This is a genomic window from Aquimarina algiphila (assembly GCF_007489275.1).
GTDB lineage: Bacteria > Bacteroidota > Bacteroidia > Flavobacteriales > Flavobacteriaceae > Aquimarina > Aquimarina algiphila.
In genome coordinates, this window is record NZ_VLNR01000048.1 from 1 (window position 1) to 17,599 (window position 17,599).

Annotated in this window: 15 protein-coding genes; 12 read left to right on the plus strand and 3 right to left on the minus strand. The window is 31.5% G+C overall.

The window, feature by feature from the left end:
• Positions 1–139 precede the first annotated feature (139 nt).
• Together FOF46_RS20165 and FOF46_RS20170 are read right to left on the minus strand one after the other, a co-directional pair.
• Entirely contained in the window at positions 140–391 is a 252-nt protein-coding gene (locus FOF46_RS20165) for a type B 50S ribosomal protein L31 (RefSeq protein WP_027392055.1), read from the minus strand.
• 129 nt (positions 392–520) lie between these two features.
• Entirely contained in the window at positions 521–982 is a 462-nt protein-coding gene (locus FOF46_RS20170) for a hypothetical protein (RefSeq protein ID WP_143917681.1), read from the minus strand.
• A 328-nt stretch (positions 983–1,310) separates the two neighbouring features.
• Between FOF46_RS20170 and FOF46_RS20175 the strand changes: the two genes are divergently transcribed.
• The 8 genes from FOF46_RS20175 (at position 1,311) to FOF46_RS20210 (ending at position 10,055) form a co-directional block, all read left to right on the plus strand.
• Positions 1,311–1,838, plus strand: coding sequence for a DUF4199 domain-containing protein (locus tag FOF46_RS20175; RefSeq protein ID WP_167571898.1), 528 nt, complete (start codon positions 1,311–1,313; stop codon positions 1,836–1,838).
• A 186-nt stretch (positions 1,839–2,024) separates the two neighbouring features.
• A complete protein-coding gene (locus FOF46_RS20180; RefSeq protein ID WP_143917683.1) occupies positions 2,025–2,552 on the plus strand; it encodes a DUF4199 domain-containing protein in 528 nt (175 codons plus the stop codon).
• A gap of 3 nt (positions 2,553–2,555) precedes the next feature.
• Positions 2,556–3,503 carry a glycosyltransferase family 2 protein gene (locus FOF46_RS20185; RefSeq protein ID WP_143917684.1) on the plus strand — a complete coding sequence of 316 codons (948 nt, stop codon included), beginning with the start codon at positions 2,556–2,558 and terminating at the stop codon, positions 3,501–3,503.
• 135 nt (positions 3,504–3,638) lie between these two features.
• Entirely contained in the window at positions 3,639–5,369 is a 1,731-nt protein-coding gene (locus FOF46_RS20190; protein WP_143917685.1) for a phospho-sugar mutase, read from the plus strand.
• A 32-nt stretch (positions 5,370–5,401) separates the two neighbouring features.
• The gene (locus FOF46_RS20195; RefSeq protein WP_143917686.1) at positions 5,402–7,228 is read left to right on the plus strand and encodes an ABC transporter ATP-binding protein; all 1,827 of its coding nucleotides are present in this window, start codon (positions 5,402–5,404) and stop codon (positions 7,226–7,228) included.
• A 1,260-nt stretch (positions 7,229–8,488) separates the two neighbouring features.
• Positions 8,489–9,037, plus strand: a complete 549-nt coding sequence (locus FOF46_RS20200; RefSeq protein ID WP_109436909.1) for an RNA polymerase sigma factor — start codon at positions 8,489–8,491, stop codon at positions 9,035–9,037.
• Positions 9,038–9,068: 31 nt separating this feature from the next.
• Positions 9,069–9,599 carry a hypothetical protein gene (locus tag FOF46_RS20205; protein ID WP_143917687.1) on the plus strand — a complete coding sequence of 177 codons (531 nt, stop codon included), beginning with the start codon at positions 9,069–9,071 and terminating at the stop codon, positions 9,597–9,599.
• Between the two features lie 9 nt (positions 9,600–9,608).
• Positions 9,609–10,055: a hypothetical protein gene (locus FOF46_RS20210; RefSeq protein ID WP_143917688.1), complete on the plus strand. Its 447-nt coding sequence runs from the start codon at positions 9,609–9,611 to the stop codon at positions 10,053–10,055.
• A gap of 51 nt (positions 10,056–10,106) precedes the next feature.
• Here FOF46_RS20210 and FOF46_RS20215 read toward each other — a convergent pair whose 3' ends face one another.
• Entirely contained in the window at positions 10,107–11,171 is a 1,065-nt protein-coding gene (locus FOF46_RS20215; protein WP_143917689.1) for a sialidase family protein, read from the minus strand.
• A gap of 76 nt (positions 11,172–11,247) precedes the next feature.
• Between FOF46_RS20215 and FOF46_RS20220 the strand changes: the two genes are divergently transcribed.
• The 4 genes from FOF46_RS20220 to purL all read left to right on the plus strand — a co-directional run bounded on the left by FOF46_RS20220 (position 11,248) and on the right by purL (position 17,273).
• Positions 11,248–12,462: an RsmB/NOP family class I SAM-dependent RNA methyltransferase gene (locus FOF46_RS20220; protein ID WP_143917690.1), complete on the plus strand. Its 1,215-nt coding sequence runs from the start codon at positions 11,248–11,250 to the stop codon at positions 12,460–12,462.
• A 136-nt stretch (positions 12,463–12,598) separates the two neighbouring features.
• Complete coding sequence (locus FOF46_RS20225; RefSeq protein ID WP_143917691.1) at positions 12,599–12,892, plus strand: hypothetical protein; 294 nt, start codon at positions 12,599–12,601, stop codon at positions 12,890–12,892.
• Between the two features lie 2 nt (positions 12,893–12,894).
• Positions 12,895–13,335 (plus strand): hypothetical protein, encoded by a 441-nt coding sequence (locus FOF46_RS20230; RefSeq protein ID WP_143917692.1) that lies wholly within the window; start codon positions 12,895–12,897, stop codon positions 13,333–13,335.
• Positions 13,336–13,586: 251 nt separating this feature from the next.
• On the plus strand, positions 13,587–17,273 hold the full coding sequence (gene purL / locus FOF46_RS20235) for a phosphoribosylformylglycinamidine synthase (protein WP_143917693.1): 3,687 nt from the start codon (positions 13,587–13,589) through the stop codon (positions 17,271–17,273).
• Positions 17,274–17,599 lie beyond the last annotated feature (326 nt).

The following is a 17,599-nucleotide window of genomic DNA, read 5'->3' on the forward strand; positions in this document are numbered from 1 at the left end:
ATAAAAGACCACATTGGAGTCTTAATTTAAAAACACCTAATTTTATACATAACAAAAAATCCTGTGAAGCTAGCTTCACAGGACTAAATTAAATATCGTAAAATTGTCAACCTATTTTAGGACGACTCATAACGTTAAATTACTTTTTGAATTTAGCGTATTTGTTTTTGAATTTGTCAATACGTCCAGCAGTATCGATAAGTTTTGACTTACCGGTATAAAATGGATGAGAAGTTCTGGAAATTTCTAATTTTACTAATGGATACTCAACACCATCTACTTCTAAAGTTTCTTTGGTATTTGCTGTAGACTTGGTTAAAAAAACTTCGTCATTAGACATGTCTTTAAAAGCTACTAATCTATAATTATCTGGGTGAATATCTTTTCTCATCGTTATAATCTTTTCTAATTTCGAGGTGCAAATTTACAACTATTTTTTAAAATGCAAAATATTTTTCGAAATAAAGAAATTAAATTAGTGTCTCGAATATTTAAAAGTTATTGAGAAAATATCAAAACATTATGCTTTGTCACAACCACTAAACCAATTTATAATGGCTGAAAGAAGGCTAGCTGGTCCTCCTGAACAATTACCAGATTTTTTCTCTCCATTTGAGGATATATCTAATCTTAGGTATTCGAATTGATGAGCAATACTATAAAACTCTTCAGCAGTAATACCCAAAGCTTCAAGTTGATAGTATACACTTAAGAATGCCTGAGTCTGTTCTCCAAGAAACTCCTGGAGCATTACTTCTAATTCAGCTTGACTTAATGACTCTGTTGTCGATTTTTGGGATATGGAATTAATTAACCTATCATATTTTCCGGTTTTAATCGCACTATTATTAAACTCAATAAGAGTTTGTTCCACGAGATATTCTTTCTCTGTCAATGAAACTTCAGTATATTCTTCATGTTTGGAACAAGATTCTACAACAAATAAAGAAGTTACAAATATAAAAAGTAGTAGTTTTCTCATAAATCCCGGTTTAGTTAATACTCATTTAACAATTTTAAATTGGAATATTTAGTCTCAAAAAAGGTCATATCCTAACTTTATTTAGCTTCAAAAACCCATAAAACATTTAAAAACAAATATTTAACATTTTAAATTCATTTCTCATGAACCTCCATGTTTTACGCCTATTGAGACCTTATTATAATTACGGAAAAACCGTAATAACTGAATAAATATACGACAAAAACATGAAATTGACCGATAAAAAGCTATCTTTATTCAAACTGTAACATTTTATTATATTTGAACACTAATGGTTTTTAATCAACCAAAAAACATTTTTAATGGTATGGAAGAGGTAAATATCTCCAGTAAAAAATATATTTTAACTTATGGAATAATTCTAGGAATCGTATCAATTATATACAACTCAATTCTATATATAACTGATAATATGATGAACATAAACCTAATAGAAGGAGGGATAGATTTAGCAATACTCATATGTGTAATTACTTATGGAATATATTCGTACAAAACTGCAAACAAAGGTTTTTTAGAATTAAGTAAAGCCATAAAAATAGGTATTGGTATTGCAATAATTGGTGCCTTAACACTTATTATTTGGATTGTTTTACTAATGAATGTAATAGAACCCGAAATGATCAACCAAATAGCTGAAGTACAATATAAAGAAATGATAAGCAATAATCCTGATATATCTCAAGAAGAAATTGATGAAAACATAGTTTCAATCAAAACAATTAATTCTTCTTATGTAAAATCGGCAATGTCATTGGTTTCTAATTTACTCTTTGGTTTTCTTATTGCTTTAATGGGTGGAGCCATTATGCAGAAAAAAAGAGATATTTATTAAAAAATAACCGACTATTACTTATCAGAATTAACATTATTATGCAAATACCAACATAATTTTACTTTATCTTATTGAATAACTCAAGCTTTCAAATACATCAATACCATATATTATTATTCTATACCTGTAACAATTTACTATCTTTGTGTACTTATGGTTTATAGATAACCAAAACTATTTCACATTATGGAGAATGACAAAGCGTCTACTAAGAAAATTATTATAAACTATGGAGTAATCCTTGGGATCCTCTCAGTATTAATGGGAGTAGTAATATATATTACAGATGGATATACAGAACAAAACTGGATACATACTGTTATCGGTCTAGCTATTATGTTGGGTGTGATTGTATACGGGATCAAAGCATATAAAACTACCAATGGAGGATTTCTTCAACTTAGTGAAGCTCTAAAACTTGGACTTGGTATTGCGCTTATTGGAGGTATTATAAGTGTAATCTGGACCATTCTTTTAATGAATGTAATAGAACCAGACATTGTGAATCAAATCAATGAAGCTCAGCGCGAACAAATGATTGAACGTTTTCCTGATATGTCAGAAGAACAAATGAATCAAAGCTTAGAAATGGCCAAAAAATTCACTTCGCCATATATTATATCAGCATTTGCTCTAATATGGAGTTTGTTTGTTGGTTTTATCATTTCCCTTTTTGCAGGTCTAGCAATGAGAAAAAAACAAGACTTATATTAATTTATGAATATATCTGTGGTCATACCACTGCTTAATGAGCAGGAATCACTTAACGAATTATACCATTGGATTGCAAAAGTTATGCAATCCAATTCTTTTTCTTATGAAATTATTTTTATCGATGATGGCAGTACCGATGGGTCCTGGGATACCATTAGTCAATTATCAGAACAAGACACCAATGTAAAAGGTATTCGTTTTCTTAAAAATTTCGGAAAATCCCAAGCATTACATGCTGGATTTGGCGCTGCTCATGGAGATGTGGTCATTACCATGGATGCCGATTTACAAGACAACCCAGAAGAAATTCCTGAGATGTATGATATGATTGCCAAAGAAGGCTATGATCTTATTTCGGGATGGAAAAAGAAACGATATGATTCTGTTATCGCAAAAAATTTACCTTCAAAATTATTTAATGCCGCTGCAAGAAAAACATCAGGTGTCAAATTACACGATTTTAATTGCGGACTAAAAGCCTATAAAAATAGTGTCGTAAAAAACATTGATGTACATGGAGAAATGCATCGATATATCCCTGTACTTGCCAAAAATGCTGGTTTTACCAAAATTGGAGAAAAAGTAGTACTACACCAAGCCCGAAAATATGGTAAAACAAAATTTGGGATGAGTCGCTTCATTAATGGATTCCTGGATTTAGTTACCATATGGTTTATGTCCAGATTTGGTAAAAGACCTATGCACTTTTTTGGACTGATTGGGACCCTTTTATTTATTGTAGGATTTTGCTTTTCCCTATATCTGGGAATTGACAAGCTTTTTATAGAAACCAAAGGAAGACTGATCGCACAACGGCCAGAGTTTTATGTAGCACTTACCTCTATGATTTTAGGAACTCAGTTCTTTTTAGCAGGGTTTCTTGGTGAAATCATTTTAACAAGCAAACGAGATAAAGAAAGATACAGCATTGCAGAACGTTTACACTTATAATGTAACCCTAATCATTTAAGGATTTTATCTTCATAATAGTAGTATGAATACAAAACTTAAAATTCACAAATAATACACATCAATTACCCCCAACAATATTCAAATTATAGTACTTTTGTTATTAAAACCATAAGCATGCAAATCACAGAATCTAGTATAAAGACAAGAGCTGAGGAGTGGTTGACACCAACCTTTGACACCACCACTCAAGAAGAAATTCAAAATTTACTAAAGAATAATCCAGAAGAACTTAAAGAAAGTTTTTATAAGGATTTAGAATTTGGTACCGGAGGTATGCGCGGTATTATGGGCCCGGGTACGAATAGAATTAATAAATACACCTTAGGTAAAAGCACACAGGGGCTTAGTAATTACCTTTTAAAGCAATTTTCTTCTGTACAACCAAAGGCTGTCATTGCTTATGATTGTAGAAATAATAGTGATACACTTGCACAAACTGTAGCCGATGTATTTTCTGCAAACGGCATCAAAGTATATCTTTTTTCTAGTCTTCGTCCTACTCCCGAGTTATCATTTGCGGTAAAAGAACTTGGATGTCACTGTGGTATTGTATTAACCGCAAGTCATAATCCTCCAGAATATAATGGATATAAAGTATATTGGGAAGATGGTGGACAACTGGTTCCACCACAGGACAATGAAATTATAACAGAAATAAACGGCCTAAAATATGCTGATATTAAGTTTGAAGCTAATGCCGAACTGATACAAAAAATCGATACCGAAATTGACACTGTGTTTATAGAACAAAGTGTACAACATGGAAGTTTTGCCGCTACACAAGAAGCCAAAGATAACACCACAATTGTTTTTACTTCTTTACACGGAACATCAATAACAGCAGTGCCAGAAACACTTTCTAAAGCGGGCTACAAAAATGTTCATATTGTAAAAGAACAAGAAAAACCTGATGGTAATTTTCCAACAGTAAAATCTCCAAATCCAGAAGAACCTGAAGCTTTGACCATGGCTATGGAACTAGCTAAAAAGGTTAATGCCGATATTGTAATAGGTACAGACCCTGATTGTGATCGATTAGGAATAGCAGTTCGTAATCATGATAATGAATTACAGTTATTAAATGGAAACCAAACCATGATTGTAATGACATGGTTTTTACTAGAACATTATAAAAACAAAGTTGGAATTAAAGGCAATGAATTTATAGCATCGACTATAGTATCTACTCCAATGATGAAAAATATGGCTGAAGCCTATGGAGTTGAATATAAAGAAGTGCTCACTGGATTTAAATGGATTGCAAAATTGATTAAAGACTTCCCCGAACAGAAATTTATAGGTGGAGGTGAAGAAAGTTTTGGGTTTATGGTTGGTGATTTTGTAAGAGACAAAGATGCGGTAACCTCTACCCTACTTGCTTGCGAAATTGTAGCTTTTGCAAAAGCTAAAGGAAGTTCTTTTTACAATACACTATTAGAGCTATATGCTAAACATGGTTTTTATAAAGAAAATCTTGTTTCCCTGGTCAAAAAAGGAATGGACGGCGCTGCAGAAATAAAACAAATCATGATAGACCTAAGAAATAATCCTCCGAAGTTGATCAATGAAGAAAAAGTGGTCCTAATCGAAGATTATCAAACCAGTAAAGTAAAAAACATTCAGGATGCTACAGAACATACGATTGATATTCCAAAATCAAACGTTTTGATATTTTATACCGAAGCAGGAAGTAAAATTGCAGCAAGACCAAGCGGAACAGAACCTAAGATCAAGTTTTATATTAGCGTTCAGGAACATCTTGATACAGTTTCTAACTTTTCAATAGTACATCAACAACTAGAAGACAGAATTGGAGCTATAAAAAAAGATTTAAAACTAACTTAAATAACAGCAATGACTGTTAATCCATATTTTTAATGAACTATTTTAAACAAATTCTTCGCTTTGCGAAACCTTATAAACTATATGCAATACTAAATATTATCTCTAATATTTTTTATGCCCTTTTCGGGACATTATCCATGGTATCTTTATTTCCTATGTTAAAGGTTCTTTTTGATAAAACCGAAAGGATTCGGATTAAGCCAGAATGGGAAGGTATATTAAAAGCCAAAGAATATGGAGAAGATTATCTTAATTACTTTGTAACCCAAAAAGCGGATCAAGGTAATGACGACGTCCTAATTTTTATGGTCATCCTTGTAATAGGTATGTTTTTTCTTAAAAATATCTTCAGCTATTTAGCTATGTATTTTATTACCTTTCTTCGAAATGGTGTTTTAAAAGACATTCGTAATGAATTATATGACAAAACCGTTGAATTACCATTGTCATATTTCTCAGAAAAACGAAAAGGAGATACCATGGCCAGAATATCTACTGATGTTTTAGAAATTCAGCATTCTTTTTTATCCATTTTGGAGCTTATTGTAAGAGAACCTTTAATGATTCTTTTTACAATACTTACTATGCTTTTAATCAGTTTAAAACTCACCATATTTGTGTTTATTTTTATTCCCATCTCAGGATTTTTAATTTCTTTAGTTGGAAAAAAATTAAAAAAGCATTCAGATAAAGTACAGCAAGAACAAGGTTTTTTTCTTTCTATAGTAGAAGAGACTTTGGGTGGACTTAAAGTTATTAAAGGATTTACTGCAGAAAAAATCTTTGGAAAAAAGTTTCAGGAATCAACCTCACGTTTTTATAGTTTTTCAAATTCTTTGCTCAATAGACAAAACCTCGCATCACCTACCAGTGAATTCCTTGGTATCACTGTGATTGCTATTCTATTATGGTATGGAGGCCAGATGGTATTAGTCGAAAAAACATTAGATCCAGGACTTTTTATTGTTTACATGGGACTTGCTTATAATATTCTCACCCCTGCCAAAGCCATTTCTAAAGCTAGTTATGGAGTAAAAAGAGGAAATGCAGCAGCAGAACGTGTCTTAGAGATTCTTAACACAACTTCTCCTTTACAAGATAAAAAAGGTGCTATAGAGAAGAATGATTTTAATACAGACATTTCATTAGAAAATATTTCCTTTAAATATGAAGATGAATTTGTATTAAACAATTTTTCTTTAAAAGTTCCCAAAGGGAGTTCGGTTGCATTGGTTGGACAATCAGGAAGTGGTAAATCAACTATAGCAAACTTAGTGACTCGCTTTTATGATGTAAATGAAGGTAGTATTAAAATTGATGGCACTGACATAAGAGATTTAACAAAGAAATCTCTTAGAGATCTTATGGGGTTAGTTACTCAAGACTCTATCCTATTTAATGATACTATAAAAAATAACCTATTAGTTGGTGATCAAACAGCTTCTGATGAAGAAATCATTGAAGCTTTAAAAATTGCGAATGCATGGGAGTTTGTAAAAGATCTACCCTCTGGAATAGAAACCAATATAGGAGACAGTGGTAACAAATTAAGTGGTGGTCAAAAACAGCGTCTGTCAATAGCCAGAGCAGTATTAAAAAATCCTCCTATTATGATTCTTGATGAAGCGACTTCTGCTTTGGATACAGAAAGTGAGAGGTTGGTACAATCTGCATTAGAAAACATGATGAAAAACAGAACTAGTATTGTGATTGCACATAGACTATCTACAATACAAAATTCAAATTTAATCGTTGTAATGCAAAAAGGTAAAATTGTTGAAAAAGGAACTCATGATGAATTGATTTCTAAAAATGGTGTGTATCAAAAATTAGTCACCATGCAATCACTAGAAAGCTAAATCACTAAAAAACATAGTTTTAAAAATAAAAAAGAGTGCTCTCGCACTCTTTTTCTTCACACAAATCATCTTAATTTAGGGGCTTATTCTAAAATTAAAACTCACTCTTATTAACATCTTTCACTTTGGGGGAAATGAAAGAACTAATTCTTTAACTATGATGTAAATATATATCAAAAATTCGATAACAACAAGTAAATTTTGATTTTTATCTAAAAAAAACACACTTTATCTATAATAGAAGTCAAATTTATACCAAAAAGTAATCTTTTTCCTACTTTTTATAATGCTTGCATATTAAAATAATGTAGTTACTTATACATTAAAAAAAAGCGCAAATGAAAAAAGAGTGCTTTTGCACTCTTTCTCTTCACACAAATCATCTTAATTTAGGGGCTTATTCTAAAATTAAAACTCACTTTTATTAAAACTTTCACTTCGGGGGGAATGAAAGAACTAAATCATTATTACATTGTAAAGATACTACTTATTTTTAATTTACCAAATATTATATACATTTTATCTAAAAATAATGCTTTTAAACTTTAAAAAAACTATAAAATATATTTTATGTAAGAAATATACTACTCGTATTAACATTTTTAAAAAGTAATAAAATGAAAAAAGAGTGCTTTCGCACTCTTTCTCTTCACACAAATCATCTTAATTTAGGGGCTTACTCTAAAATTAAAACTCACTTTTATTAAAACTTTCACTTCGGGGGGGGGGAATGAAAGAACTAACTCATTATTACACTGTAAAGATACTACTTATTTTTAATTTACCAAATATTTTATGCATTTTGTCTAAAAAAAATGTTTTTTAACTTTTAAAATAAAAATAAAAAATAAAATATTGTAGTATTAATACTACATTTGTTAAAAATGTTTCGAAAAGTAATAAAATGAAAAAAGAGTGCTTTCGCACTCTTTCTCTTCACACAAATCATCTTAATTTAGGGGCTTATTCTAAAATTAAAACTCACTTTTATTAAAACTCACTTTTATTAAAACTTTCACTTCGGGGGGAATGAAAGAACTAAATTATTATCACACTGTAAAGATAGTCTTTATTTTCAATTCACCAAACAAAAAATGTATTTTATCTATGAAAAATGCAAAAAATAGTAATACTTAACATTAATTCCTACAAATTCCTACAAAAAATAAAGAGTTATTTTATTTTAATACTTGATTAAACCATTTTATTGTACATTAGTCTAATATGATATAGATCTCATAATAAAACTAATTTTATCTTTTGAATACTAAAAAAGAACAAGACCTACTCAATATATTACAATCAGGAAAGGATATTGATAAAGCCTTTAGGGAACTTGTTACTCTATATCAACAAAGACTCTATTGGCACATAAGAAATATGTTGAAAAATCATGATGATACAGATGATGTACTTCAGAATGTCTTTATTAAAGTTTATAAAAACATAAAAAAATTCAATGGTGATAGTAAATTGTATTCTTGGCTATATCGCATTGCAACAAATGAGTCTATCACATTTCTTAATCAAAAAGCCAAAAAATACGCAATTAGCAATGAGGAGTTAAATCAACAATTGATTCAGAACCTCGAGGCTGATGTATATTATGAAGGTGATCAAATACAACTAAAATTACAAAAAGCAATAGCTACTTTACCACAAAAGCAGCAACAGGTTTTTAATATGAAATATTTTCAGGAATTAAAATATAGAGAAATGTCTGAAATTTTAGAAACAAGTGAAGGTGCACTAAAAGCATCATATCACTTAGCCTCTAAAAAAATAGAAGAATTTTTAAAAAATGATTAAACCATTATGTACATCTTAAGTCTAATATATCGTGAAGAAAGATAATCTACATAAAAACAATGGAGGTTTTAAAGTACCCGAAGGTTATTTTGAAGAGTTTGAGCACAAACTTTTTGATAAAATATCTAGACCTACTGATAATGATAATATGCTAAGCAGCAAAATAGATTCTGGCTTTACAATTCCCGAAGATTATTTTACTACTTTAGAAGATAATGTAATGAACAATGTAAGTGAGACTCCATCCAAAACCAAAGTGCGTTCATTAATCACTAAACGCAGTATTTTATATTTTTCGGGTATAGCAGCAATGATTGCAATTATTATTTCATTATCTACATATGAGGAGTCTAAATTAAACTTTGACGATATAGAATTAGCAGATATACACCACTATTTTAATGAAGGAAATATCGAATTAAGTACTACTGAAATGATTGCTTTATTAGATGAAGATATTAATTATACAGAAGTATTTGAAGAAGAACTCGTAAACGATGACGAGATATTAGACTATTTATCCGAGGAGGATATTGACGATGAGATTATATTTGTAGAATAAAACATACACATGAAAAAGATATTGATACTTGTTTTTGTAATTTTTGTTTCTTTCAGTTCCCTTGCTCAAAATGGGTCAAGAGAGAGAATGAAAGCATATAAAGTTGCGTATCTAACAGAAAAATTAAACTTGACTAGTAAAGAAGCAGAAAAATTCTGGCCTATTTATAATACTTATGAAGAAACAGTTCATAAGCTTAAACGTCAAGAACGTAAACAATTAAAAGCACTAAGAGAAGCTAGTGATGGACCAGATGGATTAAGTGATCAGCAAGCAGGTGATTTTTTAAATAATCACATTGAAAATCAGGAAAAAAAATCAAGATTCAGAAAGAAGTTAATTACAGATTTAAAACAAACCATTTCTAATAAAAAAATTATCACCCTTATTAAAGCAGAAGCCGATTTTAACAAACGTATTCTACAAAGAATGCGAGAGCGAAGAAAAAAGGGATAATGTTAATTGCTTTGAATATATAAAAGAGAAAATTTAATGGTTTCTCTTTTTTTATTTAAAAATGATTTTAGCTATTCTACCCTTTCCAGCGGCAATTGCTATACTATCGTTTATAAATCTTAGAGTATAAAACCCTTCTTTACTTAGCTCTTTCCAATGTTTTCCATAATCATTTGAAATTGAAATTCCGGTGAATCCAACTGCAGCTATTTCTTTACCGCCTCCATTAGGTATATATCGCACACAACTCTTATAACCAGGTCCTTTGCCTTCTGATAGTAAGCTCCAGGTTTTTCCTCCATCATTAGTAATTGCCTTATTTGCTATATTATCTTTTGGTTTTGTATAGTCTCCACCATAAATGATTCCAACATTTTTATCATAAAAATCTACAGAATACACACCAGAGGTCTGTTTTCCTTCAATAATTGGAGTTGCAAAAACATCCCATGTCTTCCCTTTATCCGGAGAGTAAAACACTCTCGATTTCATACCGCCAGAAACGATCCAAGTTTCATCTCCTATTATAGCAATATTACCATTACTAGCTGCAAAAGCTGCTTCACCATCAAAAACCTTAGGAAGATTATCACAAGAAACTTTGCTCCATGTCTCTCCTTCATCTCGTGTTATTAATATTGATAAACAATTAGTAGTTGGATCTCCCATTGCAATCCCTTCTCTTGTATTCCAAAAGGCCATCGCATCATAAAATACTTTATCGTTGATTTCGCTATATACTATTTTTTCTTCTTTGTTATTAATACTTATTTTTCTGAGTCTTGCCGGGGATCCTATACTCAAACTAAAAAAGGAAGTATTATTAAAACTCACAGCACGTTGCTCTGCAACCCAATTAGGATATTCCTCATTAGAGCCAGTAATTTCAAAATTAATTAAGTTTTTTTCATTAGTTTTTAGGTTGATAAACCCATATCCTTTATTATAACCAAAACCTAATAATGTATCGCTATATATTGCTATTGCTCTTACACTTAAAGAATCCCTTAAAAGGTATTCTATTTCTATTTCAGAAAAATCATGAGCTATCACCTTATCTTCTGTATTACAGCAAATAATGGTCAAAACTAATAGTATGATAGTAATTAATCTCATTCTCAATAATTATACTCAAATATAACAGTATTTGATTACAAACATATACCTTTGCAAACCTTAAAAAAATACTACAATGCGTTTACATAGAAACCTTGTCTTTGCTGTTATAGATGGATTACATGAAATATTTAATGAAGGAGCATATGCTGATAAAATTGTACAAAAATTACTAAAGAGAGACAAAAGATGGGGATCTCGTGATCGTAGCTTTGTAGCAGAGACCGTTTATGAAATTGTTAGATGGAAACGTTTATATGCTGAAATTGCAGAAGTAAAAGAACCGTATTCTAGGGAAAACTTATGGCGGATTTTTGCTGTTTGGGCAACATTAAGAGGAATTTCTTTGCCAGACTGGAAACAAATAGCTCCTACTCCTACTCGGCGAATTAAAGGTCGGTTTGATGAATTAAGTAAAATCAGAAAATTTAAAGAATCTATCCCTGACTGGATGGATGAACTAGGTCAAAAAGAATTAGGGCATCTATGGGATAAAGAAATCAATGCTTTAAACCAACAAGCACCGGTTGTTTTAAGAGCGAATACTTTAAAGACAACAAAAGATAAGTTAAGAAGTGCTTTAGAAGATGAAAATATAGATACTGAATTTATCAATGGATATTCTGATGCTCTTAAACTTGTAGAAAGAACTAATGTATTTACTACTGATGCTTTTAAAAATGGAATGTTCGAAGTCCAAGATGCTTCTTCACAATTAGTAGCAGATTTTCTGGATGTTCAACCGGGGCAGCGTGTTGTCGATACTTGTGCTGGTGCCGGAGGTAAAACACTTCACTTGGCCGCATTAATGGAAAATAAGGGTCAGGTAATAGCCATGGATATTTATGGTAATAAGCTTAAGGAATTAAAAAGAAGGGCACGAAGAGCTGGCGCACACAATATAGAACCAAGAGTTATTGAAAGCACAAAAGATATTAAAAAGCTTCATAACAAGGCGGATCGAGTACTTATAGATGCTCCTTGTAGTGGTTTAGGGGTTCTTAGCAGAAACCCTGATGCTAAGTGGAAATTACAACCAGAGTTTTTGGATACAATAAAAAATACACAAGCTGAAATCTTAGAAAGCTACTCTAAAATGGTAAAACCTGGTGGAAAATTAGTGTATGCAACATGTTCAATCTTACCTTCAGAGAATCAAGATCAAGTAAAAAAATTCCTTTCAACAGAAATCGGGGAAAATTTCATGCTTATCAAAGACAAAAAAATACTTTCTCACAAATCTGGTTATGATGGGTTTTACATGGCTTTATTAGAAAAAAAAGCTGATTAACCTAAAAATAATTTTCTTTATACATAAAAGCAGTTGATTTCACTGAAAACAAGGTATTGTAAATTATCAAAATAGTTGATTTTTGAATCTGGTATAAAAAATTCCTAAAATATTAACCTTGCAATACTAACTTAAAATGAAAATGATCAATCCCTTAATGATGATATGGATAGCAATTCAATTATTGATTGTCCTATTTACTATCAACTCCCATGAAGATGAAAGTTTAATCATATTTTGGATAACTCTTCCTTTTTTGATATTAAACTGTATCGGAATCATTATTATACTTTTGGGAAAACCAAAAACAGGAAGTACTCTATTCTTAATAGGAAGTATTCTTTTTGTCCCAATAGGATTAATTGGAGTAATGGGTGCCAGAAAAGTATTAAACAAAATAAAAGAAGATAAATTTTTAGAAACACTTTAAATATGGAACCAATAAAAGAATTCACTTTAAGTAAAAAAATGGGGAATCAGTCTTTATATATGGGAGGAGTAGCACTTGCAATGGGTCTGGTTTTATTAGTTTTGGCTGGTAATGGTACATTAATTGGATTTGGAATCTTATTCATGATTATTGGAGCAACAAATAGAAATCTAAAAATAGTAAAGCTTTATCCCCAATATCTGGAAATAAAATTAGGGATAATAGCACCCAAAAAGCTCATGAAATATGACCAAATCACAAGCTTTTCTATTGTTAAAAAAACTCTTGAACTGCATTACAATACTCAAGAAAACAAATCAAAAAAAGTCAAAATACTGGTCAAAGCTCTAGAAAAAGATGATCTTTTAGAATTAGATAAAGTATTACAAGAAAAAACAGATTTAGAAGCTACTAATACGTTTATCTTGACAGATGTAGAATAGTAGTTTTATTTGTAATTAACCCCTTCATAAAACGTTACTATTATACTACTTAAAAGTTTCTAATCCCAATAGTTAACAGTATGTGTTGTAGCAATGTTATATCAGCTTCAGGCATCCCGATAACATTTTTAGTTATCTATATTGTTTAAAATTCGGTGAATAACTATACAATTCAACAATAATTTTATGCTAAACTTAAGTTATAAAATAGTAAATTTGCCGCTTGTTCAATACAATACAACAACCTTAAAATGATTCATTTCTTCGGAAACCAAAACGAGAAAGTATTTGCCGTTCAAACAGACAATGAAATCTCCCCTGAAAACATAAAGAAACTCATCTGGTTATTTGGCAACCAACCTCAATTATCTGTGGCGTCTATTGACGCTTTTTTTGTTGGTCCACGTGCCGCAATGATTACTCCCTGGAGTACTAATGCAGTCGAGATCACACAAAATATGGGTATACCTGGAATCATTCGAATAGAAGAATTTCAAAAGGTTATTCAAGATTATACCGATTATGATCCTATGCTCTCTCAAAAGTATAGTAGTCTAAATCAAGATATTTACACTATCGATATTGAACCTGAGCAAATCATCGCTATAGATGATATTGCTGCCTATAATAGTAGTGAAGGTCTTGCCCTTAGCACTGAAGAAATTGAATATCTTGAAGAAGTGAGTAAAAAAATCGGTCGGCAATTAACCGATTCAGAAGTATTTGGTTTTTCTCAGGTAAATTCTGAACATTGTCGTCACAAAATATTCAATGGTACATTTGTTATTGATGGAGAAGAACAACCTACTTCACTTTTTAAACTAATCAAAAAGACTTCAGAAACAAATCCAAATGATATCGTTTCTGCTTATAAAGATAATGTAGCCTTTATAAAAGGTCCTAAAGTCACTCAGTTCGCTCCTAAAACTGCTGACAAACCTGATTTTTATGAAGAAACTGAATTTAATAGTGTCATTTCTATTAAGGCTGAAACTCATAATTTCCCTACGACGGTAGAGCCCTTTAATGGTGCTGCAACCGGATCAGGAGGTGAAATTAGAGATCGACTTGCTGGAGGAAAAGGTTCTTTGCCTCTTGCCGGAACAGCAGTATATATGACTTCATACTCCCGATTAGAGGATAATCGACCTTGGGAGCAAACTATGCAAAAAAGAGATTGGTTATACCAAACTCCTATGGATATCTTAATTAAAGCTTCTAATGGGGCATCAGATTTTGGAAATAAATTTGGGCAACCTCTTATTACAGGATCCGTACTTACTTTTGAGCATGAAGAACACTTCGACAAGCTCACCGTGACAGCTCGTAAACTTGGTTTTGACAAAGTAATAATGCAGGCCGGAGGTATTGGATATGGTAAAGCAGAGCAAGCGATTAAAGAAAAACCAGAAACCGGAGATAAGATCGTTATTCTTGGAGGTGAGAATTATAGAATTGGTATGGGTGGTGCTGCTGTATCCTCTGCAGATACTGGAGAGTTTAGCAGTGGGATCGAATTAAATGCTATCCAACGTTCTAATCCAGAAATGCAAAAACGAGCTGCCAATGCCATAAGAGGTATGGTAGAAAGCGAAGAAAACACAATAGTTTCTATACACGATCATGGCGCTGGAGGCCATCTTAATTGCCTTTCTGAACTTGTAGAAGAAACCGGAGGAAAAATCGACCTAGATAAATTACCAGTGGGAGATCCAACTTTATCCTCAAAAGAACTTATTGGAAATGAATCTCAAGAAAGAATGGGATTGGTTATTGCCAAAAAAGATATAGATACTTTACAACGAATTGCAGAAAGAGAACGTTCTCCAATGTACCAGGTAGGAGATGTAACCGGTGATAATCGTTTTACTTTTCAGTCTAAAACAAAAGGCGATACACCAATGGATTTAGCATTAGAGGATATGTTTGGGAGTTCTCCCAAAACTATTATGAATGACGTTTCTATTGATCGTAATTATAATGACATTTCCTATACTGTAAATGATTTTGAAAACTATCTGGAGCAAGTACTACAATTAGAAGCTGTTGCATGTAAAGATTGGTTAACAAATAAGGTAGATCGTTGTGTGGGTGGTAAAGTTGCAAAACAACAATGTGCAGGACCTCTTCAATTACCATTAAATAATTGCGGAGTAATGGCTTTGGATTATAATGGTAAAGAAGGTATTGCAACTAGTATTGGTCACTCCCCTATTTCGGGTTTAATTGATCCAGAAGCAGGCAGCAAAAATTCAATAGCAGAAGCCTTAACTAATATTATATGGGCTCCACTTAAGGATGGTTTGCACTCTGTTTCCTTATCTGCAAACTGGATGTGGCCTTGTAAGAATGAAGGAGAAGATGCGAGATTATATAAAGCAGTAAAAGCAATTTCAGAATTCTCTATTGATTTAGGAATTAATGTTCCTACAGGTAAGGATTCATTATCCATGAAGCAAAAGTATCCAAATGAAGAAGTGATTGCTCCTGGTACCGTAGTTATATCTGCAGCAGCTAATTGTAATAACATCAATAAGGTTATTGAACCTGTTTTTCAAAAAAACGGAGGAAGTATTTATTATATAAACCTTTCTAATGATACACATAAACTAGGAGGTTCTTCATTTGCACAAATCATGAATAAAATAGGATCTGAAGCTCCTAATGTGAAAGATGCTAAAGATTTTAAAAATACCTTTAATACAATACAAAAATTAATTCGAGAAGATAAAATTGTAGCAGGTCATGATATAGCGTCTGGCGGATTCATTACTACATTATTAGAATTGTGTTTTGCTGATAATGATCTTGGTGCGACTATTGATTTATCTGCGATTGATGAATCTGACTCCGTAAAACTATTGTTTTCAGAAAACGCCGGAATTGTATTTCAAGCAAATTCTGATGTAGATATCGATACTATTCTATCAGAACGTGATATTCAGTTTTTTAACATCGGAAAAGTTATAGAGAGACCTTCTCTACAAATAAAAAATCAAAATGATTCTTTTGACCTCAATATTGAAGAACTTAGAAATACATGGTATAAAACCTCTTTTTTACTAGATCAAAAGCAAACTGATAAGAATCTGGCTCAGGATAGATTCAAGAATTTTGCAAACCAACCTTTAAACTATACATTTCCAAAACATTTTACAGGAAAAAAACCAGTTATTGACACTTCTAAAAAAAGACCTAAAGCAGCAATTATTAGAGAAAAAGGAAGTAATTCTGAACGAGAAATGGCTAATGCAATGTATTTGGCTGGTTTTGATGTCAAAGATGTGCATATGACCGATTTGATTTCTGGACGAGAAACCCTTGAAGATATTCAATTTATAGGTGCCGTTGGAGGTTTTTCAAATAGTGATGTTTTAGGATCTGCCAAAGGATGGGCTGGTGCTTTCTTATATAATGAAAAAGCAAATACTGCCTTAAAAAACTTTTTTGCAAGAGAAGATACCTTATCTGTTGGGATTTGTAATGGTTGCCAATTATTTATGGAACTAGAGGTAATCAACCCAGAACATGAGGTACATGGTAAATTAGTTCATAATGATTCTCATAAACACGAAAGTGGTTTTACTTCTGTAAAAATACAAGAGAATAATTCTATAATGCTATCTTCTTTGGCTGGAAGTACACTTGGAGTTTGGATTTCACATGGAGAAGGAAAATTTAATTTACCATTATCAGAAGACCAGTATAACATCGTTGCCAAATACGGATATGATAATTATCCCGCAAATCCAAATGGTTCTGATTACAATGTAGCAATGATGACAGATAAAACTGGGCGTCATTTAGTAATGATGCCGCACATCGAGCGTTCTACTTTTCAATGGAATTGGGCATACTACCCCAAAGAAAGACAGGATGAAATATCCCCATGGATTGAAGCCTTTGTAAATGCCAGAAAATGGTTGGATAAAAAATAAAATTTATATCTACTATATAGACATTATTGAAATATTATGTAATATCTGGAATAAAAAACGGTCTTTTAATTACATAAACATAGCTAACCTATGAATTTATTGTACTAAAAGTACACATAACCCAAACTTTTTTGTTTTGAAGTTATGTTAAAAAAGAGATCGTTTTAATCCAATAAACTCAAAGGTTAGTTAATTTAACAGTTAAATATATCAACAAAAACAATAAAATATTAAGGAGTTATCAAATTAAAGCTCCTTTTTTTATATATTAGAGTTGCGTATTATCAGATTTTTTATAATTTGCAAAACTATGCACGCATAATAAT